Annotated in this window: 28 protein-coding genes; 19 read left to right on the top strand and 9 right to left on the bottom strand. The window is 37.6% G+C overall.

The genetic code is table 11. From position 1 onward, the window contains the following. The first annotated feature begins 375 nt into the window (after positions 1-375). The 3 genes from ACERII_RS09960 to ACERII_RS09950 all read left to right on the top strand — a co-directional run bounded on the left by ACERII_RS09960 (position 376) and on the right by ACERII_RS09950 (position 3402). Entirely contained in the window at positions 376-2397 is a 2022-nt protein-coding gene (locus ACERII_RS09960; protein ID WP_373641996.1) for a prolyl oligopeptidase family serine peptidase, read from the top strand. A gap of 188 nt (positions 2398-2585) precedes the next feature. After that, complete coding sequence (locus ACERII_RS09955; protein WP_373642009.1) at positions 2586-3212, top strand: nucleotidyltransferase domain-containing protein; 627 nt, start codon at positions 2586-2588, stop codon at positions 3210-3212. Next, the gene (locus ACERII_RS09950) at positions 3205-3402 is read left to right on the top strand and encodes a hypothetical protein (protein WP_373641994.1); all 198 of its coding nucleotides are present in this window, start codon (positions 3205-3207) and stop codon (positions 3400-3402) included. The genes ACERII_RS09955 and ACERII_RS09950 overlap by 8 nt, the downstream gene beginning before the upstream one ends. 69 nt (positions 3403-3471) lie before the next feature. Here the strand turns inward: ACERII_RS09950 and ACERII_RS09945 are convergent, their stop codons facing one another. Then, on the bottom strand, positions 3472-3945 hold the full coding sequence (locus ACERII_RS09945) for a geobacillin-26 family protein (RefSeq protein WP_373641992.1): 474 nt from the start codon (positions 3943-3945) through the stop codon (positions 3472-3474). A gap of 64 nt (positions 3946-4009) precedes the next feature. Further along, positions 4010-4474, bottom strand: a complete 465-nt coding sequence (locus tag ACERII_RS09940; RefSeq protein WP_373641991.1) for a GNAT family N-acetyltransferase — start codon at positions 4472-4474, stop codon at positions 4010-4012. Between the two features lie 331 nt (positions 4475-4805). On the opposite strand from ACERII_RS09940, the gene ACERII_RS09935 reads away from it, so the two are divergent. After that, positions 4806-5876 (top strand): fasciclin domain-containing protein, encoded by a 1071-nt coding sequence (locus ACERII_RS09935; RefSeq protein ID WP_373641989.1) that lies wholly within the window; start codon positions 4806-4808, stop codon positions 5874-5876. A 60-nt stretch (positions 5877-5936) separates the two neighbouring features. Beyond that, positions 5937-6737 carry a class B sortase gene (gene srtB, locus ACERII_RS09930; protein ID WP_373641987.1) on the top strand — a complete coding sequence of 267 codons (801 nt, stop codon included), beginning with the start codon at positions 5937-5939 and terminating at the stop codon, positions 6735-6737. Between the two features lie 88 nt (positions 6738-6825). Here srtB and ACERII_RS09925 read toward each other — a convergent pair whose 3' ends face one another. Continuing rightward, a complete protein-coding gene (locus tag ACERII_RS09925) occupies positions 6826-7242 on the bottom strand; it encodes a DUF3231 family protein (protein WP_373641986.1) in 417 nt (138 codons plus the stop codon). Between the two features lie 262 nt (positions 7243-7504). On the opposite strand from ACERII_RS09925, the gene ACERII_RS09920 reads away from it, so the two are divergent. After that, a complete protein-coding gene (locus ACERII_RS09920) occupies positions 7505-8977 on the top strand; it encodes a methyl-accepting chemotaxis protein (RefSeq protein WP_373641985.1) in 1473 nt (490 codons plus the stop codon). A 100-nt stretch (positions 8978-9077) separates the two neighbouring features. Here ACERII_RS09920 and ACERII_RS09915 read toward each other — a convergent pair whose 3' ends face one another. The 3 genes from ACERII_RS09915 to ACERII_RS09905 all read right to left on the bottom strand — a co-directional run bounded on the left by ACERII_RS09915 (position 9078) and on the right by ACERII_RS09905 (position 10977). Further along, positions 9078-9647: a histidine phosphatase family protein gene (locus tag ACERII_RS09915; protein WP_373641984.1), complete on the bottom strand. Its 570-nt coding sequence runs from the start codon at positions 9645-9647 to the stop codon at positions 9078-9080. 382 nt (positions 9648-10029) lie between these two features. Then, positions 10030-10569 carry a ClbS/DfsB family four-helix bundle protein gene (locus ACERII_RS09910; RefSeq protein WP_373641983.1) on the bottom strand — a complete coding sequence of 180 codons (540 nt, stop codon included), beginning with the start codon at positions 10567-10569 and terminating at the stop codon, positions 10030-10032. A gap of 84 nt (positions 10570-10653) precedes the next feature. Beyond that, complete coding sequence (locus ACERII_RS09905) at positions 10654-10977, bottom strand: hypothetical protein (protein WP_373641981.1); 324 nt, start codon at positions 10975-10977, stop codon at positions 10654-10656. Positions 10978-11200: 223 nt separating this feature from the next. Here ACERII_RS09905 and ACERII_RS09900 point away from each other — a divergent pair, with 223 nt between their 5' ends. The 5 genes from ACERII_RS09900 to ACERII_RS09880 all read left to right on the top strand — a co-directional run bounded on the left by ACERII_RS09900 (position 11201) and on the right by ACERII_RS09880 (position 13660). Continuing rightward, positions 11201-11386, top strand: a complete 186-nt coding sequence (locus tag ACERII_RS09900; RefSeq protein WP_373641979.1) for a hypothetical protein — start codon at positions 11201-11203, stop codon at positions 11384-11386. Between the two features lie 40 nt (positions 11387-11426). After that, positions 11427-11942 (top strand): hypothetical protein, encoded by a 516-nt coding sequence (locus ACERII_RS09895; protein ID WP_373641977.1) that lies wholly within the window; start codon positions 11427-11429, stop codon positions 11940-11942. Positions 11943-12063: 121 nt separating this feature from the next. Continuing rightward, on the top strand, positions 12064-12498 hold the full coding sequence (locus tag ACERII_RS09890; RefSeq protein WP_373641975.1) for a GNAT family N-acetyltransferase: 435 nt from the start codon (positions 12064-12066) through the stop codon (positions 12496-12498). Positions 12499-12519: 21 nt separating this feature from the next. Beyond that, positions 12520-13053 (top strand): hypothetical protein, encoded by a 534-nt coding sequence (locus ACERII_RS09885; protein WP_373641973.1) that lies wholly within the window; start codon positions 12520-12522, stop codon positions 13051-13053. A gap of 223 nt (positions 13054-13276) precedes the next feature. Next, a complete protein-coding gene (locus ACERII_RS09880; protein ID WP_373641971.1) occupies positions 13277-13660 on the top strand; it encodes a YhfM domain-containing protein in 384 nt (127 codons plus the stop codon). Between the two features lie 131 nt (positions 13661-13791). Here ACERII_RS09880 and ACERII_RS09875 read toward each other — a convergent pair whose 3' ends face one another. From ACERII_RS09875 to ACERII_RS09865, 3 genes are all read right to left on the bottom strand, one after another. Then, positions 13792-15066, bottom strand: a complete 1275-nt coding sequence (locus ACERII_RS09875) for a hypothetical protein (RefSeq protein ID WP_373641969.1) — start codon at positions 15064-15066, stop codon at positions 13792-13794. Further along, positions 15053-15583, bottom strand: coding sequence for an RNA polymerase sigma factor (locus tag ACERII_RS09870; protein WP_373641967.1), 531 nt, complete (start codon positions 15581-15583; stop codon positions 15053-15055). Before ACERII_RS09870 ends, ACERII_RS09875 begins: the two co-directional genes overlap by 14 nt. Positions 15584-15845: 262 nt before the next feature. Continuing rightward, positions 15846-17675, bottom strand: coding sequence for a UbiD family decarboxylase (locus tag ACERII_RS09865; RefSeq protein WP_373641966.1), 1830 nt, complete (start codon positions 17673-17675; stop codon positions 15846-15848). Positions 17676-17887: 212 nt separating this feature from the next. Between ACERII_RS09865 and ilvD the strand changes: the two genes are divergently transcribed. The 8 genes from ilvD (at position 17888) to ACERII_RS09825 (ending at position 24666) form a co-directional block, all read left to right on the top strand. Continuing rightward, positions 17888-19579, top strand: a complete 1692-nt coding sequence (ilvD, locus tag ACERII_RS09860) for a dihydroxy-acid dehydratase (protein ID WP_373641964.1) — start codon at positions 17888-17890, stop codon at positions 19577-19579. 90 nt (positions 19580-19669) lie between these two features. Continuing rightward, on the top strand, positions 19670-19807 hold the full coding sequence (locus ACERII_RS09855; RefSeq protein ID WP_373641963.1) for a hypothetical protein: 138 nt from the start codon (positions 19670-19672) through the stop codon (positions 19805-19807). A 5-nt stretch (positions 19808-19812) separates the two neighbouring features. Further along, positions 19813-20262, top strand: coding sequence for a hypothetical protein (locus ACERII_RS09850; protein ID WP_373641961.1), 450 nt, complete (start codon positions 19813-19815; stop codon positions 20260-20262). A gap of 171 nt (positions 20263-20433) precedes the next feature. Next, positions 20434-21261, top strand: a complete 828-nt coding sequence (locus tag ACERII_RS09845; protein ID WP_373641960.1) for an SDR family NAD(P)-dependent oxidoreductase — start codon at positions 20434-20436, stop codon at positions 21259-21261. Then, the gene (locus ACERII_RS09840) at positions 21261-22802 is read left to right on the top strand and encodes an AMP-binding protein (protein ID WP_373641958.1); all 1542 of its coding nucleotides are present in this window, start codon (positions 21261-21263) and stop codon (positions 22800-22802) included. Before ACERII_RS09845 ends, ACERII_RS09840 begins: the two co-directional genes overlap by 1 nt. A 17-nt stretch (positions 22803-22819) precedes the next feature. Beyond that, a complete protein-coding gene (locus ACERII_RS09835) occupies positions 22820-23413 on the top strand; it encodes a DJ-1/PfpI family protein (protein ID WP_373641956.1) in 594 nt (197 codons plus the stop codon). A 177-nt stretch (positions 23414-23590) separates the two neighbouring features. Then, positions 23591-23821 (top strand): hypothetical protein, encoded by a 231-nt coding sequence (locus tag ACERII_RS09830; protein ID WP_373641954.1) that lies wholly within the window; start codon positions 23591-23593, stop codon positions 23819-23821. 80 nt (positions 23822-23901) lie between these two features. Next, positions 23902-24666 (top strand): MerR family transcriptional regulator, encoded by a 765-nt coding sequence (locus ACERII_RS09825; RefSeq protein ID WP_373641952.1) that lies wholly within the window; start codon positions 23902-23904, stop codon positions 24664-24666. Positions 24667-24766: the final 100 nt, after the last annotated feature.

Genomic DNA, 24766 nt, shown 5'->3' with positions numbered 1-24766 from the left:
CCAATAAAACGAAAAAAAACGAGACCTTTGCCTGCCCGCATTGGACAGCCAAAGGTCTCGCTAAACTCGTAAGGTCAATAAAGCCGATGTCTTTTCAGATCATGTCATGACGACTTTATTTTGGAATGATAAGGTACCTCATTCCAACGCTACTCCCCTTTGAATATATGTTTCTATCATTTTTTATAATATAGCATACTATCTTCTAAAAGAATATCATTTTGTAAAGTTGTCTTAAGATGTTCATATTTTTGAAATATAACTTGATATTATCTTTACTTTCTATACGAGTTGATCTTTCTATTAGTTTCGTTTTCGAGCAGAAGGGATTTCATTTCGTTTGTCGAAATAAAAGATAAGAGGGAGGGGTACATAATGACAGTTATAAAGAAAAGTGACATAGTAGAAGATTTTCACGGCACGAAGGTGGCGGATCCTTATCGTTGGTTGGAGGACCCGAAAAGTCTCGACAATATCGAATGGGCAAAGGGGCTAGGGGAACAATGTGATGCCTACTTCGCGGAAACAACCACGAGAGAAGAAGATAAGGAGAGACTCACAGAGTTATGGAATTATCCGAAGCACTTCGTACCAAAGCGAGTAAAGAACACTTTATTTTTCCAAAAAAATGATGGGCTTCAAAACCAAGCTGTATTGTATAAACGTGAGGGAGAAACGGATTCCATTCTACTAGATCCTAATAAACTTAGTGACGATGGTACGGTTGCGATGACGAACTTTGCCTTTAGTAGTGACGGCCGTTATCTTGCCTATGCTACTTCAACTCATGGAAGTGACTGGCAAGAGATTTTTGTGAAAGAGATTGAAAGTAAACAAGATTTGAGTGATCATATTCAGTTTGTTAAATTCACAAGCATTGCATGGGCACCGGATAGCACTGGATTTTTCTATAGTCGATTTCCTGAACCAGGTACGGTTGAGGAAGAGGAAGAAGGAAATTATAATAAAGTATATTTCCACAAATTAGGAACGAAGCAAGCGGAAGATATTCTTGTTCATGAGCAGCTTGATAACAAAGAGCTTATGTTTGCTCCATTCGTTACCCATGATGATGGGTATGTGTGCTTGAACGTATTCCATGGAACAGCGGCACAAAATCGGTTTTACGTAAAAAAGCTGGGAGCAACGGAGGATTTTACACGCCTATTAGATGATCAGGATGCACAATACTCCTATATTCATAACGAGGGTTCTCTGTTTTACTTCAAAACAGACTTAGATGCACCTCGTGGACGCATCATTGCAATCGATATGGAAAAACCAACACGCGAGAATTGGCAGGAAGTGTTGCCTCAGCAAGACGATGTTATGGGAGCGGTGAAGTTTATTTCAGGTAAATTTGTAATTGCCTTTTTACACGACGCTCATTTTCAGATTCATCTGTACAACAAAGATGGAAGCTATCATAAACAGATCGAAATCCCAATGATCGGGTCTATTACGGATATTTCCGGAAAACATGATTCGACAGAGATGTTCTTCGGTTTGACTTCTTATTTAAGTCCGACGGTCGTGTATCGATATGACTTTGAAGGAGGGAAGCTTCATGTCTTCTCTCAATCAGAGCTGAAAGTAGACATATCAAATTTTGAAACGGAACAAGTTTTTTACCATTCCAAAGACGGAACGAAGGTACCTATGTTTCTTACGAAGAAAAAGGATCTTCCGATGGATGGGGAAAACCCTGTTATTTTGTTTGGGTATGGTGGCTTTAATATCAGCTTAACTCCTGCTTTTAATCCCGCAGTTTTGCGATGGTTGGAAAAAGGCGGTATCTACGCTGTTGCCAATTTACGTGGTGGTTCTGAATATGGCGAAGAATGGCATAAGGCTGGGATGTTAGAAAACAAGCAAAATGTGTTTGATGACTTCATTTCTGCAGGTGAATATTTGGTAGAAAAGAAGTATACGAGTAAAGGGAAGTTATCCATCATGGGTGGTTCCAATGGTGGTCTATTAGTTGCGGCATGTATGGTACAACGTCCAGATTTGTTTGGCGCGGTTGTTTGTCGAGTGCCGGTGATTGATATGCTGCGGTATCATAAATTCACGATCGGTAAGTATTGGATTCCAGAATACGGAAACGCAGAAATTGCGGAACACTTCCCATTCCTTTATAAATACTCTCCACTTCATAACATTAAGGAAGGGGAGAAGTATCCATCAATACTTATTGCGACAGCGGAAAGTGACGACCGAGTTGTGCCGGCGCATGCGAAAAAGTTTGCAGCGACGTTACTAGAAAAAGCATCTCCAGATTCTACCGTTGTACTTCGATTAGAAGCAAAAGCTGGTCATGGATTAGGAAAACCAACCTCGAAGCTCATCGACGAGTGGGTAGACTTTTACGCATTTTTAGAGAAAGAGTTGGGATAAGAGCATTATGTGTGAAGTGACCTAAGAACTTTTTAATAAAGATCTTAGGTTGTTTTTTTATTTAGAGTCTCCTGATCGATCAGGAGGAGATCACTTCGTTGAGCTAGAATGAGGGAATGGAAGAAAATAATTTTCGAAGAACTGTAATGGAATAAATAATTTAGTACAAAGGTGAGGCGAAGGTCTTGGTGGAAATATGGAAGCCGCTATCAGTTAGAGAAATCCAGAATATATTTAAGGGAATCCCAGTGGAATGGTGGATTGCTGGCGGTTGGGCGATAGATCTTTTTTTAGGAGAAATAACAAGAGAGCACGAGGATATTGATGTTGTTATCTTAAGAAAGGATCATTTAACAATTCAAAAGCACCTAGAAGAAGAGTGGGACTTATATAAAGCTGTTAAAGGAGAATTAATTACCTGGAAAAAGAATGAAACATTACTTTCTTCATATGATAATATCTGGGTAAAAAAGAAAGGAAGTTCTACTTGGGCTTTCCAAGTAATGATTTTTGATACAGATGAAAACAAGTGGGTTTATAAGCGGAAAAAAACAATTAAACTTCCTTTAGAAGAGATTGGATTACAAACTACGACTTCTGTTCCATATTTGAGACCGGAGATTCAATTACTTTATAAAGGTGGCAGTTCATTAATTAGAGAAAAAGATCATTATGATTTACATAGTGTCCTTCCAAAACTATGTATCTCGAAGTGGAGATGGCTAAGAGATTCATTAAACGACCAATTTCCTGAAGGACATGAATGGATGGATTATATAAATCATAGAGAGGAAGGAGGGAAACCTTTTGATTAATCTTCTGGAAAACATTTATGAAATCTCTATTGCAGTACTTCTCCTTTGTTCCTTCATTTTTGTTCGTCAGCTGAGAAAAACGAAGCGAAAAAGAAAACTAACAACCTTTGAATATACAATGTATCTGATTACACAGATTGCAATTTTCCTATGGATAGGAAGTTTTCTTCTTCTTACATTTGGGGTCTAAATTCCTCTGCTTGTAGTTATAGACCCTCCGATTTTTTTCCCAAGAGAAGGTAGAGAAATCTTTGATCATTTAAATCCTATCCATTAATATCGAATAATAAAAGTTTGCATCTTGAATGGAAGAGTTAAGGGCGAAAGAATTCGTGACTATAAAGAAAAGTCCACCCAGTGCAAATACAGTAATAATTCCAACACTAATCATATCTGTTTTTTTGTTTATCTTGAGTAAAAATAACGGTAACATTAATACCAAAAATAAATAGGAGGAAGAGATAATTAGACTGAATGTATTCGTTTGAATATCATTTATTGCGGTTCTAAAATGCAACAGATCTTCACTATTATCTTTATTTTCTATGATATTAGTTTGGACGTCTTGATGACCGATTTCCCAAGTAAATGTGTCTTGATCCTTCGTTACAGAATAATGGTAACCCCAAGCCTTTCCTTCATCGATAACAAGGGTCTCCCCCGTAGTCACTATGGGAACTGCTACTATTAAGAGAAAAATAAACAAAGAAAACAAAGCTAGCTTTTTGTTCATAGACATTCTCCTCCACTTTTTCATAGCTTTCATAAAACTTCAGAGTTCACAAAAACAGACTACGTTATAAACTTTTTACCATAACTAGGCATGGGTTTTCTTTCCCCCATATTTCTTTGATTTCTTCTAATGGATAAAAACCAGTTTTATGATAAAATTCCCTTGTTTTCTTATAATGAATATCTGGGTGGGAATCGCTCAACGTCTTGACCATCAAAAAGTTCACTTTATTCATTCTTAATCTATCTTGAGCTACTTCTAATAATTTTTTTCCAAAACCAGAGTTTTGATGTTCTTTCAAAATCCCCATTACGTAAATCTCTGATGTGTATTGGTTGTTGGATTTAATGCTTATCAATCCTACTGGCTTCTCAGCTACATATAGGGCATAAACATCAGTATGTACGACTCCCTCTACATAATTCACAAGTGCTTCTTCGATACCAAACCATTCTGGTAATTGCCTTAGGATAGAGTCTGTAATTCTAGTTTTCTCTTGCTTCAAGATAAGTTGTTTTATCTCACACATAAAAATTGCCCCCATCTTCAAAGTTCAAAGTAAACAGCTTTTTTATACACTAACATATTTACATATTTATCCTTTTGTATTACTTACTTAATAAATTCAATCCAACACTCACCATAATAATGTATAAGTCTATGTTTATCCATCAAGAGGATTATGAACTAGTAAGGCATGTGTAACCTTTGCTTGAACAGTAATATCTTTTTGTATAACTTTTCTATAATTTTTTCCCATTTAAATACTTTATTCTTTACATATCTTATACAAATGTTATACAATTTGTTTGCAACAACACATTCTAAATTTTCAGAAAGTAAAAGGAGGCAAGTATAAGATGTTGAAGAAAAGAATACTTATTGTGTTTTTATCTGTTGTTATGTTGTTTTCTATGTCCATGGCAGTGTTTGGCGAGGAAGGTGAAGCAGATATCGTTGATACTGCTATTGCCGCAGGTAGCTTTGAAACATTAGTTGCTGCTGTCCAAGCTGCGGATTTAGTAGATGCTCTGAAAGGGGAAGGACCATTTACTGTGTTTGCTCCTACTGATGAAGCGTTTGCTGCGTTACTTAATGAACTTGATTTGGAAGCTGACGAACTTTTAGCAAGTGAAGATTTAGCAAGTATCCTTTTGTACCATGTTGTTTCTGGGAAAGTATTGTCCTCTGACTTAGTGGACGGTGCTGAAGTAGAAACATTGAATGGTGAAAAAGTAACCATTTCTTTAGATCCAGTAAAAATAAATGATTCTAATGTAGTTTCAGCAGATATAGAAGCGAGCAATGGAGTTATTCACGTGATAGATGCGGTTATGTTACCAGCAGGAGAAGATTCGACGGAAGAGGAACAGCACGATGAAGAGACTCCGGTTAGTGACAAACTAGATATCGTGGATACAGCAGTGGAAGCGGGAGTTTTCGAAACATTAGTTGCTGCGGTTCAAGCTGCAAACTTAGTTGAAGCATTGAAGGGAGAAGGTCCATTTACTGTATTTGCTCCTACTGATGATGCTTTCTCTGCCTTACTTCAAGAACTTGGCATAGATGCAAATGAACTTTTAGCAAGTGATGATCTGGAAAGTATACTCTTATATCATGTTGTGGCTGGGAATGTACTATCAACTGATTTAGAGGACGGAATGGAAGTGGAAACGTTAAATGGAGAAAAAGTAATATTTACTGTTTCAGATTCAGTGAAAGTCAATGATTCCAATGTCATTGATGCAGATATAGAAGCTGCGAATGGTGTGATCCATGTGATCGATGCAGTATTACTTCCTGCTGGAGAACAAGAAACTCCTGACATTCCAAAGACAGGAAGTAATTCAATAACAATCTATGCAATTTTGGCATTGGGAGCACTTTTCTTCCTATCCGTTATTAGATTAGTAAGATATAAGAATGCATAAAAAAGAGAGGGGCTTATTTTGGCCCCTTTTACTTCATTTTATGATAGGGTGTTTATTTGTATGAGCCTATCAAGACTAGTTTCCCTAGTTTCTTTGCTTGTATTACTGTTTTCAGGGTATAAGATGGTAGAATATTATGTGGAAAGTTATACGACAGAGCAAACATACGAAGAACTTCATAAAAGTTTTCAAATTAGTAGCATGCAATCTCGTTTGGAGGAACGGATAGTCAATGAGAGATTGCTAGGTTCAGTGCACAAAAATGACGAACTTACGGATCAACAAGATGAACCCCAAATTATCATGGAGCAGTTTCAGTCTCTACTGGTAGAAAACGAAGAAACAGTTGGCTGGATATCAGTTCCAAATACAAGGATTCAGTATCCTGTTGTAAAAACGTCGGATAATGAGTATTATCTGGAGCACGATTTTCATGGAAATCAAGCTAGTGCTGGTTCTATCTTTATGGATTATCGAAATGAAGGGGATGCTTCTGATAGACATACCATTATTTACGGTCATCATATGAAGGATGGAACGATGTTCAAAGAATTAGAGAAATATAAGGAAAAAGATTTCTTTCACAATAATTCTATCATTACTCTACAAACGTTATATGAAGAAGTGGAGTGGGAGATATTTTCTGCGTATGTAACGAGCACAGACTTTTATTATATCGTCACTCATTTTCGTTCTAATCGAGATTTTGTAGATTTTGCGGCGGAGTTAAAGAAAAAATCCATATTTCCCACAAATATTGAAATAGGGGAAACGGATCAAATTCTCACTTTGTCTACGTGCTCCTATGAATTTGATGATGCGAGGTATGTGGTACATGCAAGAAGAGTTGTAGAGGAATGAATGGCACAGACCTGGGATGATAGCAAAAAAAATCTTTCCATTCCGTGCCATTCTTTTTATTTTCGGATAACAAAGGTTGCTTCATTCATTATCCGGTAAACCCGGTGGAGCGTATCTTGGTGGCTCTTTTAACCACCCCCGTGATTTCATAAGAGTTTTTAATGAAGAGGCATAGTTCAATAAATTTATCTGCATTTGAATAAATAAATAATAATCCCACATCACTTCGTATGCTTTGACTCATTGATTGAGCACAATAAGTGATAGAACTTGCAACCTTCACTGATACTAAATTTGCAATTTCTTCATCTGTTAATCTTACTCCCTCTGGAACTTCACTAGGATCAGACTTTGTTTTTTCTCCTTTGCTCACAGGAATGGGCACACCTTCTTTTTTCATAAAACTAAGAATATTTTCCGTGTCAGAATGATGCAGACCAGGCTTTGGTTCATCATCTACAAACGTTTTTAACATATTTTTAATTGCTTCAATAGGACTTGTCATTATAATCACCTTCGACATTTTCAAATTTTTGTGTGATTTTCGCTATTCAATTTAATATTTTTTTTTTCGTGAAATATTATCCAATATACTTTCTAGTGAAAACCAAGTAAGAAAGATTTAAGATAGCAAATATACCCAAATTTATATGAGAAACTCAGTGAGTATTATCTCTAAATTGTTATATAAAACGAAATGTATTGACGGAGTTTTAGGTTCATAGGATGATTATTCTAATATAGGAAAAGAAGAGGTGGAGATATCGATGTCAAAAGAAGAATTACTCCATAAAAAAAATGTATTGGTCATAAAGTTATTTTGGTTTTCTGTAATACTTGGTGCATCAGCATCTATTTTATCAGGTAGTCAAACAGAAACCGTTACTATTACTGTTGTGGGAGGAAGTATCTCTGTTATTATTACGTTTTTAGTAATTAAAAGATTATTAACAAAATATATACAGTATATTGCTTCAATAGGTTTAGGTATTCTTGTTTATTTTTTTGCCACAACGACACCTAATCTTAATTCATTTGTGTTAATTTTCTACACGATCGCAATTATTTCTCTTTATAATAATTATAAGTCCATCATTTTTAGTGGAATAATAGGCATGGGTTTAAGCTTTTTCCTTTATACCAACTATCAGGTTGAGGTATTTAGTGGAATGGGAACAACAGGTTATACATTCTTGACTATCCTATTCGCTTTAATCATTACTATTTTTGCTTTCCAGACAAAGTCAGGAGAAAGATTGCAACTGGAAACGGAAGAAAAAGGCTTACAGGCAATTAAAATTCAAGAAAATTTAAGAAACGTGTTAACAGAAATTCAAGATTCCGTAGGATCTTTAACGACCGTGGGAGATTCTTTAGAAACGAATATTAATGATTCTCGTATAATATCAAATGAGATAACCCAAGTTTTCCATGAGGTATCCAGTGGAATCACAACGCAAGCAGGTAGTATCAGTGACATAAGCAGTTCCATACAGGAAATCGATATAAAAGTGAATACTGCGAATGAGAGTTCAAAGCAAGCAATTGAATTCGCCAAGGAAACGACAGTACTTACAAATGAAGGTAATGATGAAATGAACCTTCTTAATGCGAAAATAAAACAAGTGAGTCAGACAATCGAGCATGTAGGGGAATTGATGATAGGTTTACAAGAACAAAGTAAAAATATTGAAAGTATCCTTCTTCAAATAGGTGGGATTTCGGAACAAACAAATTTATTGGCTTTGAATGCATCTATAGAGGCAGCGCGTGCAGGAGAACATGGAAAAGGCTTCGCAGTAGTCGCAAGTGAAGTAAGAAAGCTTGCTGAGATGACTCGTAATTCAGCAGGCGAAGTGGAACAAATGATTTCTGGGATGATAGAGAAAACAAATCAAGTTTCAATCTCAGTTTCTGAAGGTCAAAAAGAGATGCAAGAAAGCCTAAAGTCCACTGAAAAAGCTAATGATGTTTTTTCTGACATTTTAAATCAAGCGGAAAAAGTGGAACAGCAATCGATGCAATTAACAGAATTATTATTATCTCTCCAAAAAGACACAAGTGTAATTGTTAATGAGTCAGTTTCTATTGCCAATGTTACGGAGCAATCAAGTGCATCCGTTCAGCAGGTGTTAGCATCTGTTGAACAGCAAGACAATCGTATGGAAGTATTGGCTTCGAACTTTACTCAATTGTTAAAAGTAACGAAGCAGCTGGAAGAGTTAACGATAGATAAATAATCAAATACAAAAGATACATTGTTAAGAACCAACTACTGAGTAGTTGGTTCTTTAGTATTAAATATATTTATCTTCTCTTTCTACTAACGGAAAGTTCCTGTTAGTGAGACAAGGAATATGTAGTACAATTCCAATGTTTTGTACCTGTTTTTCTTTTTCCTTTCCAACCTTTTTTCTGTAATTCCTTGGCAATAAGCATATTAAAAAATCCATGTCCGACCAAAACTACCGATTTATATTTATCAGCAAAATTAATTAATTGTTGTGATGCTTTATTGGCTCTCAATTTTGCGTCACTCAAAGACTCGCATTCGTTAGAATATCCAGTAAACCATAATAGTCTTAAAAGAACTCCCCAAATACTCGGTCTTAACTTTACATTGAATAACTTCGTTGAGCGAGTAGGTATCTCAATTTCTCGAAACAAAGGGTCAGGGATTGTTTTTCCTTTTGGGTTTAATATTTTCGCTGATTCAACTGACCTCTTTAAATCACTGGTAATTACGATTTTTGCCGTTGTTATTCTTTCGAGAGTCTCGGATGGAAATGTTGACTCTTTAAAGACACCATTGGAATTATACTTTTCAACCCATTCCCTAAACTCCAAACAGGTTATTCTATCATTATCAGTTAGCTGTGATTTTCCATGTCTAATTAATGATATTTCCATAATATTCTCCTCAAAGTAAACTTCACCTATCACTAACAACTGTTATTTTCTAGATTTTTTTTAACTCTTCCCGTCATTATCAGCACAACAGCAGCACGGCTTATTCGACTAAAGGAACCGTTTGTTATACCAACTAAACAGGCAACTTCATACTTAACTCATATTCTTCATCTTCTTATGGAGTTTCTCCTTTATACGATCACATTTGTTTAAGTGTAAAAATATATGTCTTGTAGCAGGCATTATAAGTAAACCTGCAATGTCCTTTTTGCTCCAGAAACTAGGTCGTCAATTTTAAAAAAATTAGTTTGTCCTTATTTAGCAAATTCCCCCTTCGTGATAAGGGGCAACAATTGCTTGTAAGCTATACTTTTCCAATTGATTAAATAGATTTTTTCACAAGCTTTTCATTTTCTGCTTCTTTTATAACCTTAGCAATAACTTCACATTTTTTTATAGCCCAAATGTAATGATGAGATGTGTTAGCTGTAAAATAACTGGATAAGTTACTTGTTTTTGTCCACTTATAATATTTCTTTGTAACGATTTCTTCATTGGTATGTAATCTAATTAAGTCCATTACTCTTTCATGACTTAACTTCAATTTTTTTATAGCTTGATTTAATGTAACATCTTGATAGTTTTCCCAGATACGCATATTAAGGAGTTTAATACTACTCCACTTATAACCAGGTGCTGGCATAAAAGGAATATCTCCATCCATACCCTCTCTATACCATCTCTCAAGCATTGCATGCCATTCATAAAGATGCATTAAAACATCTCGAAAATTTTTATCTCTCTCTGGAGTTTCAATAGAAAGTCCTCTTTTTCTGTTGGGTACTGATTCAATTATTTCAAGTAGTATTTTGAAATTTTTGTCGCTATTCAACAATAAAATCTCTTTCTCATTATTGTTCATCAAAATTATCTCCTCTCTTTCTCGGTACTCTCTTATAAGTACGTATTGCGCTCAACTTAACTTTTAAGTTGAGTTTTTGAATTTCTATTCTTTTCTAATTGTGATATGTGATATTTCTCCTCCATAATTTCCTATGATGCTATCGTAAAACCAAATATCTACGCTAGTACCTTCTTCTAGATTATTAAAACCTAACTCTTCTTCTGATTCCGAGTCAATTTCAGTATCCTCTGTAACAGTTAACCATAACTCGTCTGCAGAGGAAGAGGACTTAACTAGTATCTTCTTATCATTGGCTTCAATTTCTACAATTTCACCAGTAAGACGAGGAGTGCCATCTAACTCCTCTTCACTGCACCCTACCAAAAAAATTAATACAAATAATAACAAAACCATTTGAATTTTCAATTCAATTCACCCTTTTTACTATAAGACATTATTACAATGTAAAAAGTTTCAGTCTTCTCCAACTTTCCTCCTGTAAGCACCACAACAGTAGCAATTATAGTATAGGAACTCATTTACTGTAGTGTGTATGGAAAATATTGCATATAACACTGGGTAATTATGTTAAAATTGTGTAGATGATATTATCTAAAAAAATCTATATCGTGTTTATTGGAGGGGAAAAATGGTAACCAACGTTATTGTTGCTCTGTTACTTGTTTTAGGACTTGGATTGTTAGCGTATGTAAAGCTTGGTGAGAAAAACAGAGAACTTCAGGAATTGCTAAAAAAGGGAAACGAAGATAATACGAGAATAATAGAAAATCAACAAGCTATCTTAGAAGAGTTAAAGAAATGGAATGGTAAGTAGTTTTTTATTGTTTTCGAGGTCTGTAAAAAGGAGAATAATAATGAAGAAAGTATTCGCTATATTGATTGTCTTTTTATTCGTTTTAAGTGTATGGTGGACGTTTCGTTTTCTTAGTCAAGAGGGTGAGTTTACACTAGGCGGTTATGCTAGAGCAGATGTAGAGCTTTTTCAAGATCAAACCCCTATTTATTTAGGATATAACTTTTCTTGGAAGGGGATAGGTAGTCCCACATTAGAAAAAATAGAATTTATTAAAAGAGATGGTTTGATTTTGGCAAAGGACGATGAAGAATTTCGTATTGATCCCTTTATTGCAGAAACAGAAAAAATAGGCGGTTTAAAAGAAGAAACGATACTTGCAGAAGGTTTGGATGAAGAGTTAGAGCCTGTTAACGGATATAAGGTAGATGACAAATTTAACTTAGTATTGCGTATAGAATTTGATGGAACAGATCCCGAAAATGATATCAGTACAATAAGAATCACCTATCAGAAGTTTGGAATAACTCAATATCAAAACTTCACCTTAGATGAAAGTATATTTATTATAGAATAAGTTGGAAGAAAGATAGGAGAAGATACGAAAGGATTTACAGCCTTATAACGGTAGTATTCTCTGAAAAATGCTGTTGGTTGATGGTATGAACACATTAGTTTTCCAAAAGGAGAGGTTACGAATGGATCAAGTAACAATAAAGGAACTTCAATCGGAACAGGAGATCATGGAAGCATTTCCTGTGATGAGGCAATTGCGTTCTCATCTTGATGAGAAGACATACCTCGATTTAGTATTGGAATCACAAGCAAAAAATAGATATAAAATGGTTGCTTTAATGGAAAGTGGGAAGATAGTTGCTGTAACTGGTTTTCAACCAATGACAACACTTTATTACGGTAGATTTGTTTGGGTATGTGATTTAGTTACGGATATCAATAGCCGTTCAAAAGGTTACGGTGAAAAGCTTCTTACATATGTTCACACTTGGGCAAAGGATAATAACTACGAGAGCGTAGCCTTATCTTCTGGACTTCAACGAATGGACGCCCATCGTTTTTACGAAGAGAAAATGGAGTACGATAAAGTGAGTTATGTTTTTAAATTGAATTTATAAAGTAGGCGTAGGGAGGAAATAATGCAGAATAAAAGAACGAAACGTATTGCAATCATAGGGATAATTCTTTTATTACTTGTAAGTAATGGGATAATGTATTTTTTACTGGGTGAAAAAGAAAGGGAAGTAACTGCTGCTCAGGATAGTTTATATTGGCTCATGTTGCAGCCAATCATTATGAATACAGAAGGGGATATCTCCGATTACTTGGAAACTGGAGAAGAGATGTTGCTGTTACGAATGGAAGCACAGTTGGCTATGATTCGTGATTCCGCAGTTTCACTTATGCGAAACCAAGAATTACTCACGGGAGAGGTTGATCTTGATCTAGACACACCTAGTCAAACTACTAGTATATCGATCTTGTTACGACAAGATAGAGCCGATGAAATCGATGATTATATTTTGGAAGTGAAAGAACAAATCGACCGTTTTATTGAGAAAAACAAAGAAACTCCCTTTGAGGATTTTGAAACGAACTTTAAGCACATTGTTACTTTATCCAATGAGATCACGAAGGTGAGTGAGAAATATTGCGAGCCTTCAGGAGAGTAAGATACTTTCAGTTGAAAGGAACTTGATATCATTATAGAAGGGAAAAATTGTTTGTTGTAAGGATGACAAGCGGTTTTTTTATATAGGAAAGGATATTACATTTTTTATAGTTAACAAAAACAAATCGAAACTTTTCATAGGTGAATTTCGTCTCATATATGACCTAGTAAATGAGTGGGGAAAAATTTTTTTCAGTAAAACGCTAAAAGAAAGAGTGGTTTATATGAAGAAACTACAATACGTATTTATTACACTTGGATTTACACTATTATTTGTAGGGTGTGCAGATGACACAAACGAGAATGACCTAAACGAAAGAAGTAATGAGTCTTCTGAAAGTAATTCCGACTCAGAAAATGTCACGGTTATAGCGTTGGAAAGTGAGGAAGAATTAGAGATTTTCACCAAAGCAGTAGACACTTCCAAAAGGGAAGCAGGAATTGTGAATATGGATAATCCACAATATCGTTTCACTATTGGGGCGGACACTTTTTTCCTTTGGATCGCGGAAGAGTCTGGAACAATAATGAATAGGAAAGACACCCATACTGTTTATTCATTGTCAGCTGAGTCTACGAAAGAAGTCTATGAGTTTATAAAAAAATGAAGGATGGGAAAGTACCGTAAATAGTTTTCCCTATTAGTTTTTTTTAAACTGCTTTTTCAGATGTATACTCCTTATAACAAAGAAAACACATGAAATCAAAGTGAAAGATAGATCTCATGTGTTCTTTTGAACTATTTTTGTAGTGCCTCTAACAAACCGTCATCATCCAAAAATTGAATGAAAGATATTTTTCCATCCTCGTTCATGTTCGCACGACCAGTAACGAGGGCGTTTTTATGTTCATTCCCCTTCTTTTTGTAGATAACGTCAACGGTGAAATCATAAGTGTTTTCTATTGTTTCACTTATATCAAACCCACTAGCGATAAGTGTATAATCATTAACATCAGCTAGCCAGTGATAGTCAACTCCATGCGTAGCAATATACGTGTCATAAGCGCTTTCTGTAAAAAATGGTTTATATTTTTCTGCCAAATAAGCATCTAGATATGGTGATGAGTCTTGTTCTTCTGTGTCATCTTCATTATCTCTGCCAATCGATGTTATATTCTCTTCGGCGGTTAATAACTCCACTATATTTTTATCAGGGCCTGTAAATTGCTCTTGTAACACCGTTCTAATCGTGGAAATATTTTCATCAGCGGGTCGAATTGGCAGCAACGAATCAATGGAGGATCTAGGTGCACTTAATTGGATGATTACTAAATAAGGAGGATCGCCTTCGACAAATCCATCGTTGTTGGATATGTGTAAACGTAACAAACTTCCCTCGTTACTTCTCCATTCAATTCCTTTCAAACCAGCGCGTGGAGCAGGAACTGACTCAAGGTCTTCTGGATTTCCCATAATTGGCTCACCAAACTTAGCAATCATCGCATTTTTAATCCTACTAACAGAAGTGATAAATTCTTCTTCGTCTTCAAAACTTTCAATATATTTTCCTGCAACGAATGTATTCGTTCCACTATCGAAATCATAAAAGATTTCAAATGTACTATCTACCTCAGAAAAGGTAACTGTATCAGGATTTTGAATCGTTAATCCATCAGCAGAAATAATCGCATCCTCCTTGGCAAGATTCTCATGACTTAATAGCTCTTCCTCGGAACTAAACCAGTCAATTTCTCTAAATTTGTAGTCGGTTAGTGTGCTAATTAAACCTTCTTTCGTACTGTCATTCTCTTCTGTCTCATTATTGCCAATGAAGTTTGTCTGTTGTTCTAGTACTTCATTTAAGAACAAAACAGAGGAAATGAGCAATATGGTTGTGCCAATAATTGCAAATGCACGAGTAAAGTTGAAACGAAACATAGTACGTTTTTTCTCTTGCTTCATTTCTGAAAAAATATGCTGAAGTGATTCCGAGTGTTCTTGCTTTGTTAAATTCACATCATTGATCTTGTGAAACAGATGGTCAAACTCTTTTTTTTCATCAAATTCTTTCACTCGAATAACCTCCTTTCAACATCTCTTGTCTTAACTCATTCAAGCCGCGGTGAAGCATTGTCTTTACACGACTTTCCTTCCATCCTAATATTTCAGCGGTTTCTTTTATGGAAAACTCCTTCAGTTTTCTCAAGATAATAACCTCTCGATAAATTGGTTTCATCTTTGAAAGTGCTTGAAAAAGCAAATCCATATCTTCTCCTAATTCTAGAATCTCTTGTGGAGTAGGTTCATTGGACTTTACTGGTGAAAAAGTAGTTATAAAATAGGTAATAGGCCTTTTTTTACGTTGATAGTCAATAGTCACATTACGAGCAATTTGATAAAGCCAGGTTCGAGGATTGGAATCTCCTCTGAAATCATTTATGTGCTTAAATGCATTCAGGAACGTTTCCTGCATCAAATCTCTTGCTTGCTGTCTATCTCTAATCATTACAAAAATATAACGGAATATTTGATTGCTATATAATTCATACCATTCTTTTATTTTGACTTCATCATAAACGGACTCATGCAACATACTCCCCCCTTTTAAAAAAATGTACAGTATAGACGGAAACGAAGAAAAAAGGTTTCAAAAAATACCACTTTATAAAATTGTATCATTGGAAAAATAATAATTCTGTTAAAAAAGGTAAAGCCGAGCATAGAGTAAGCTATCTGTGAATAAGAAGACTCCATCCCAAACAAAACTAGCTGAGTTCAATTTGAACCCAGCCAGTTTTAACATAAAACAATAGATGAAGTTGCAAGCTCATCTCTATGTGCAGGTGTCTCTATCAGACCTTTAACTTCTCGAGGCTTCCACCTTTTGAGAACAACCGGTCGATGTTTTTCGCAACAGTAGGGTCTGGAATTAACGGTGGTGCGTGATGCGTCTTCGTTCGTGCGTCGATAATAATGTTGTCGCAGCCCCAGTGCTTGTGTGTGTAGGAGCTGTTCGTTCCATACATGTCATGAGATGGGTTGCTGCGCGTAAACGTCGTCCATAGGAAGTTGTTCACCGTTTTGCTCAGGAATTCGCTATCATCACAGACGACGATCATTGGACAGCCTGGAATATCACCGTTTTGAGTGATTGCTTTTGCGAACGACTCCATATCTTTTTCTGTTGACTCGTGGTCCACAAATGCGGGTCCTTGGATTGCCACCACTCCTGGCATGACCATTTTTGGATTGGAAAACTGTTGTATTCCTTTTAACGCCTCAGGAACCTCTTTGTCCAGGTCGCGCTTCTTGTCTCCGATAGCTGCGATGACCACTTTACTTCCTGTATTTAATCCAGTTCCGGAATAATCAAGTGTATCAATCGTTGTATTCGTTTGGAAATGAATGTCTCGGTGCAAATCTAGTCGTTCCAAAATGTATTGTAAAAACTCGTCTTCTTTATGAGTCGTTAATGGCTTGTCCTCTTCGGCAGTAATGAAGAGGTACTTTGCTAAGCTTAATTGACCTGTTCCTAGTATTCGATTTGCAATGGTAAGAAGCTCTTGTGGCTGCTTTACCTTTTGGTACGGTGTGTAGCGCTCGCTGCCGATTGCGAATAACAGCGGATGAACTCCTGCAGCGTCCACGGCGTGAACTTCTTTTACCCCAGGAATTTCTTGCTTAATTGCTCCACCTGTCAGCTCGTGAATGAGTGCTCCAAACGCAGTGTCCTCTTGTGGAGGGCGACCTACGACGGTAAATGGCCACACAGCATTTTTCCTAGCGTAGACTTTATGCACTCGCATTAATGGAAATTCATGCGTCAAGCTATAGTAACCTAAGTGATCACCGAATGGACCTTCTGGCTTTGTTTCCTCAGGATGGATTTCACCAGTGATAACGAAGTCTGCATCGTTGCTGATGCAATATCCGTCCACATAGCTGTAGCGGAAGCGACGTCCTGACAGCATTCCAGCGAAAGTCATTTCCGATAAGCCTTCGGGTAGCGGCATAACCGCAGACAATGTGTGTGCGGGTGGTCCACCGATAAAAATACTTACTTTCAATGGCTCTCCGCGTTTCACTGCTTTATGTTGGTGAACGCCGATTCCACGGTGAATTTGATAATGTAGCCCTACTTCTTTATTTAGTTCATAATCGTTCCCGCTCAATTGAACGCGGTACATCCCCAGGTTGGAATTCATGATTCCTGGTTTGTCCGGATCCTCCGAATATACTTGCGGAAGAGTCACGAATGCGCCACCGTCGTCTGGCCAGTGGTGAATCAATGGAACATCGGATATTTTGATTTCCTCCATGTCAGCAGGTAAGCCGTTCGTTTTCTTCGGAAGTGCTTTTGTTGCGGAAAAACCGTTGCCAACATGTTTGAATGGGTTTTTTAATGCTTTTATAGGATCGTTTCTTAACGCAATGACACTTTCTGTGGACGCCCAGTTTTTTCGAAACATGAATTTGCTTCGTTCCACTGTGCCAAAAAGATTGGAAACAGCTCGGTACTTGGAGCCTTTTACGTTTTCAAATAATAGTGCAGGGCCTCCTGCTTCAAACACTTTTAAGTGAATGGCTGCCATTTCTAAGTGAGGATCCACCTCTTCTTTTATGCGAATCAAATGACCGTTTTTTTCTAAATCAGTAATACATTCATCTAAAGTACGATACATAATGTGATAGCTCCCCATACGAAATTTGTATACTGTTATTATACAAGTTCTCGGGTGTTGTGTCTTGTAATGTATGTGAATTGTCGTACATGTAAAAAATACCTAAGAAGATACTTTCGCTAATTTGTTGAAGGATTTTTGAATTTTTAGAGAATACATGTATAGTAGAGGTAAATATAAGTTTTGAGTTAAGAAGGGAATGGAGATAGAATATGACTGGAAAAGAGAAGGATCTTAGAATTCGGAGTATTGACATAAGTGAAGGGGAGAATCGTGCCCCGAACCGTGCGATGCTGCGTGCAACTGGTTTTACAGATGAAGACTTTAAGAAGCCGATGATTGGAATTGCTAGTACGTGGAGCGAGGTTACTCCTTGTAATATGCATATTGATCAGTTAGCGATTGAAGCGAAAGCTGGGGCTCGAGAAAATGGAGGAGCTCCTATGATTTTCAATACAATTACGGTGTCTGACGGGATTGCTATGGGGCACGAGGGAATGCGTTACTCGCTTCCGAGTCGAGAAGTAATTGCGGACTCCATCGAAACGGTAATGGGGGCGGAGCGTTTAGATGGACTGGTCGCCATCGGTGGCTGTGATAAAAACATGCCTGGCTGTATGATCGCCATTGGGCGCCTGAATGTACCGGCAGTATTTACATACGGAGGAACGATCTCTCCAGGTAAATCGAAGGAAGGAAATGACTTGGACATCGTTTCTGTTTTCGAAGCGGTAGGTAAGCGTAATGCAGGGAATATGGATGATGATACGTTCAAGGATATAGAATGTCACGCATGTCCAGGGGCCGGTTCATGTGGTGGGATGTACACAGCGAACACGATGGCATCTGCAATTGAAGCGATGGGGATGAGTTTGCCAGGAAGTGCATCGAATCCAGGCGAATCGTCGGACAAGCTTGCGGACTGCCGACGAGCAGGGGAAGCGGTTGTTGATTTGCTGCGCAAGGATATTTATCCGAAGGACATTATGACGAAAAAAGCGTTTGAAAATGCGATCACAGTGGTCATGGCCTTAGGTGGTTCCACGAATGCTTTCCTACATTTATTGGCGATTGCACATTCTGTTGACGTGGATCTATCGCTAGATGACTTTGAGCGTATCCGTGAGAAAGTACCTCATCTTGCTGACTTGAAGCCGAGCGGGAAGTACGTTATGGAGCATTTATATCAAGTAGGCGGAGTTTCTGGAGTAATGAAACTGTTACTTGAAGCGGGTCTTCTTCATGGCGATTGTATAACGGTTACGGGGAAAACGGTAGCGGAAAACTTGGCCGAAGTGGAGCCTTTAAAAGAAGGTCAACAGATCATCCGCTCGCTAGACAATCCGATTCGCGAATCTGGTCCGTTGTATGTGTTAAGAGGAAACTTGGCACCAGAGGGAGCAGTTGCGAAAATGTCTGGTTTAAAGGTGAGAAAAATGACTGGACCAGCTAAGGTTTTCGACAGCGAAACAGAAGCTACGGAAGCTGTTTTGAAAAACGAAGTGGAAGCGGGAGACATTGTGGTTATTCGTTACTCTGGGCCTAAAGGTGGACCAGGGATGTCCGAGATGCTTTCCATTACTGCGATTATCGTTGGTAAAGGACTAGGTGAGAAGGTAGGGCTCATCACGGACGGTCGTTTCTCTGGTGGAACACACGGTTTAGTAGTTGGACATATTTCTCCAGAAGCGCAAGTGGGTGGTCCTATCGGGTTACTACAAACTGGAGACACGATTACCATTGATAGCGAAACGCAGGAGCTAAAAGTTCATTTATCTGAGGATGAGCTAGAGGAGCGCAGACAGTCCTGGACCGCACCACCTCTCAAATATGAAAGAGGTATCTTAAATAAATACGCTAAACTTGTTTCCTCCGCGGCAAAAGGAGCGGTAACGGATTTGTAAGATTACGGAGTGTGGCCTGATATTTCTGTAGGCATAACCAAGTTTTGAGACCCTTCACAGTGTTGATTTGACATTGTGGAGGGTTTTTATTTGGTAAATAGGTATTGGGAAAATGGGAGCATGGTGCTTGACGAAAAAGAACGGAGGGAGGGAGCATCAATCAGGTGGAAGGTGATTTTTATTAGGAAGTGCAGGATAGCTGAAAAACTTGTAGTTGAGGAGATATAATTATCTTGAGAGGTACGATCAGAGCGAGAGCGAGCCTTTCAGCGACGTTTTCGCTCATGAAAGGTGCGATCGGAGCGAGAGCGAGCCTTTCAGCGACGTTTTCGCTTGTGAAAGGTACGATCGGAGCGAGAGCGATCCTTTCAGGAGACTTTTCGCTCGTGAAAGGTGCGATCAGAGCGAGAGCGACCCTTTCAGCGACGTTTTTGCTCGTGAAAGGTGCGATCAGAGCGAGAGCGAGCCTTTCAGCGACGTTTTCGCTTGTGAAAGGTACGATCAGAGCGAGAGCGAGCCTTTCAGCGACGTTTTCGCTTGTGAAAGGTGCGATCGGAACGAGAGCGAGCCTTTCAGGAGACTTTTCGTTCCTCAAGCGAACCTTCCAAGTCACTCATGCACTTGCTCGCATTCTATCTATCTATTTTTATAAAGAGAGAAAGCACTTATCTAAATTTCTATAAGCACTTTTAGCATTTTCTGTTAAAATAACCTTGAGACAACATGTTTCCGCTAGCGCTGGATGGTGAGCAAAACTCCCGGCCCAAATAAAATGTAAACTATGTTGATTCAAGTACGCCACCGTTGAAAAAATATTTTTACACTCCATAACGAAACCAGGTGTATACATGAAAATGTACCGTTTGATAGAAACAATTCTATTTTTCCAAAAAAACATAAACAAGAACAAACTTCACACAGCACTAACAGGCAAGTCCATCCTTATCACTGGGGCAAGTTCTGGAATTGGGGAACAAGTAGCCTATCAATTGGCGGACATACCATGCCAGTTAATCTTAGTGGCGAGAAGAGGAGAGCGACTTGCCGAAATAAAAGAGAAGATCGAACCAAAAGGGGCAAAAGTTACTTTCTTTCAAGGAGATCTTCGAGACGAAGCGGAGATGAAACGCTTCCTAACATTTCTCCATGACCTCCCTACTGACCTGGATTTCGTGGTGAACAATGCAGGGCTATCTATTAAGCGATCACTCTATGAATCTTTCGATCGTTATCATGATTTCACACGAACGATGGCAATTAATTACTTTGCACCAGTGCAACTGCTTCTATCTCTCATTCCTGTCTTAGAAAAACAACGAGGCCATATTATCAACGTATCTACTGTTAATGCGCTATTAGCTCCTGTTCCTTATTTTTCCGCATATCAGGCTTCTAAATCTGCCTTTGATGTGTGGCTAAGGTCCGCGCAGCCTGAGTTGAAAAGCCAGGGGATTTCCGTTACATCTATTTATCTTCCATTAGTAAGAACACCAATGATCGAACCGACCGCTGCATATCGCAACATACCTGCAATGATTTCGAGCGATGCGGCCAGAATTATCTGTAAATCAATGTATACAAAAAAGAAAAGATATCAGCCGTGGTGGCTCATTTTTGGACAATTAGTATCTATTTTTCTCACGAGCTTTTGGGATATGTCCAAAAACAATAGGAGGAAGTAATGATGAAGATAGTCAGACTAATGTATGTGTTATTTAAGATACAACTACTTTCTCCACTGTCGATATATCGATTATTCGCAGCCCTAGTCAAGAATGGAATCAATATAATGGTGCTATTACATTTCTCTGCCATGAAATTTAGAAAGAACATCGCCTTAGTAGATGACCGTGAAACGTTGACTTATCATGAACTTTATGAACAATCGATGCAACTTGCTGTTTGGCTAAAGGAGAAGCACCAGCTTGGAAGTGGACATAAGGTCGCTTTTTTATGTAAAAATCATGCTTCTCTTGTGAAAGCAATATTTGCTGTTTCGCGACTAGGTGCTGACATCTATTTTTTACATACAGAAACAAGCAAGGATCAATTCAATAACATGGTCCAGCAGCATCAATTTCATTTAATCATTCATGATGCTGAAGCAAGCACTTTACTGGAACAATCTCAGTATAAGAATGCGCGTCTATTAACTTATCACGATTCTCTACCAGCAATAAATACGATAGTACCTAATCACAAAACAGCTATTCCAAGAACTTCTTCAAGCAAACTTATTCTTCAAACGAGTGGAACCACAGGGGCATCCAAAGCTGCAGCACATAAGCCTTCACTCTTTAACTATTTACATCCTTTTCTAGCTTTTTTTAACCGCCTAAGTATCGAAAAATATAATACAGCTTATATCGCCACACCGATTTATCATGGGTATGGGATTGCTGTTTTGCTTTTATTTATGCCGTTAGGAAAAAAATCCGTGATTAGCACAGGGTTTGATGCAAAGAAAGCGTGCAATTTAATACAGCAACATCAAGTGGAAGTAGTCACTGTAGTTCCATTGATGCTCCAAAAAATGTTACAGGCTGATCCGCAATCGTTGAAATCACTAGCTTGCATTGCTTCAGGTGGTGCAAAACTGAGTACCAAATTGATTCAGGAAACTTCTCAGCAATTAGGAAACGTGTTGTACAACTTATATGGTACTTCCGAAGCGGGTTTGAACTTTATTGCTACACCAGAGGATTTACAGTCCGCTCCTACTACGATTGGGAAAAAAATAGACGGGATGCAGATAGCTGTGTTAGATGGTAACAAGTGTGAGGTTAAAAATGGTGTGGTAGGTCAACTTTCAATAAAAAATGATTGGTCCATATCAAACAGGAAACACTCTTGGATTCAAACGGGAGACTTAGGATACCAAGACGAGCACGGCTATTTTTTCTTATGTGGGAGAACCGATGATATGATCATTTCCGGTGGTGAAAATGTTTACCCCATTGAAGTGGAGCAGATACTCATAAAGCATCCTTCTATTGAGGATGTGGCTGTTATCGGGATAGAGGACGAACAATTTGGAGAAAGATTGAAGGCCTTTGTTTTACCAAAACAAGGTGCGGAGCTTTCAACAGAAGAACTCTTTGCTTGGATAAAACCGAGAGTAGCTAGACGTCAACTGCCAAAAGAAATGAAGATTGTAAAAAATATGCCTTATACTCCGTTAGGGAAACTTGATAAGAAGGCGCTGAGTAAATATTCAATTTGAAATTAGGGGGAAATGAAATGTCACAACGAATAGTAGGGATTTTGTTATTTAATGAAGTGGAAGTGTTAGATTTTGCTGGTCCATTTGAAGTGTTTTCTCTGGCATTTATACCTGATTCAGATTCTAAGCCTTTTAAAGTGAAAACCATTTCGGAAGATGGCAAGATGATTTCAGCTAGAAATGGTCTGAAGGTTACTACAGACTATAGTTTTGAGAACCATCCTAAATTAGACATTGTGATTGTGCCAGGAGGATTCGGTGCTGAAGAAATTGAAATCAATAATCCTAAAGTGATTCAGTGGATTGTTAACCAACACGATAAGGTAGAGTTTATGACTTCTGTTTGTACTGGGGCACTTCTCCTTGCTGAAGCAGGTGTCTTAAATGGGAAAAGTGCTACCACACATTGGATGGACATGGACAGATTAGAGAAGGAGTATCCTCTCGTCTCTGTTCAGCGTGATGTGAAGTTCGTCGATGAAGGATCTATCCTTACTTCTGGAGGAATATCAGCTGGTATAAATATGTCATTCCATTTAATATCTCGCCTACATGGAAAAGAAGTTTCGAAAGCGGTAGCAAAGAAAATGGAATATGATATTGAGTTGTAAGTGGTACTTTTTTTCTTCTTTCCTCTAGTGATTGTTTATATATATACAGCTGATCTTTTGACATAAAAAATGACAAAGGATCAGCTTTTTTTCTCTTCCTAGTAAAAGCTATCTCCATCTATGAAATCTTCTTGAAGTAGATTCGTAATACATACTAATAAAAGGATGGTGATTATATTGCAAATAGAAGTTATATTAACAATTATTGTTGGACTCTTTATTATGATTTTGGGATATCTTGTCTTTGCAAAAGGTGCCCTATGGATTGTTAATTTTAACTCGTGGTCGGTATTCGGAGAACATAAAGGTTTAGTAATAAAAATGTTAGGTGGTCTTTTATTTATTGCAGGGATCATCGTGGCTTTACTACCGTTTATTTTAGGAACGGAAAATATCAACCCTCTCTAAATCATTTGAAAACTCCTCTTGAACCTCTAGTAACGTGAGGTTTTATAATGGGATTATCATTTGAAATGGGAGGAATATATATGACTATGCCTGAAAAGTACTCTGTTGGAGAGTTCTCAGAAAGAACGGGGTTTTCTGTTCGAACGTTACATTATTATGATGAAATTGGTATTCTATCTCCGGAAAAGCATCCTACGTCTGGGCACCGCAAATACACACAACAAGACATTATCACCTTACACAAAATTATGAGCTTAAAGCTTCTTGGTTATAGCTTAGAACAAATATCAACCTTATTACATGAAACTAGCTTTACTGTGGATTTAAATGAATCTTTACATCAGCACTTACAAGCTTTAGAAAAAGAAAAAGATCGAATAGAGCAGTCAATGAATGCTATTAAAAGAGTAATCAAAGTAATCGAGCAGGAAAAAGAGGTAGATAGTGCCATATTATTAAGTATCATTTACGGTATGAGTACGGAAAGCAGCCAAGAGGAATGGATGAAGAAAAATATGCTTACGGATGTAGCAGATGAGTTATCAAAGAAAACGGAAGAGGAAAAATCAATACTTGATCAAGGCTATATACAGTTAGCAAAGAATGTAAAAGAGTTATATGGTCGCCCTGTAGATGACCCTCAGGTACAACAAATGGTTACTTCATATCTTGAAAAAGCCTTCTCCTTCTTAGGCGAAAGCTTAATACAAAAGCTTGCTGACGCAAACGTTGAGGAATTAGATATTCAAGAGTTGGAAAAAACAACATCTCCTTTTACCGAAGAAGAACAGAATTGGCTAAATGAAGCGATGGAATATCAAATGAAACAGAGTGAGATGGAATAGGGCCACATACAGGACCGAAACACAATTAGATAAACTTGGCTTATCGCCAAGTCCTTAATGGCGAAAGCCTTAGTATATCTTATACTTTAATCCTTTAGCG

It is taken from the genome of Evansella sp. AB-rgal1 (assembly GCF_041820985.1).
In the GTDB taxonomy this organism is placed as follows: Bacteria; Bacillota; Bacilli; order Bacillales; family Salisediminibacteriaceae; genus Evansella.
This window is presented reverse-complemented; position numbering and strand designations above follow the sequence as displayed.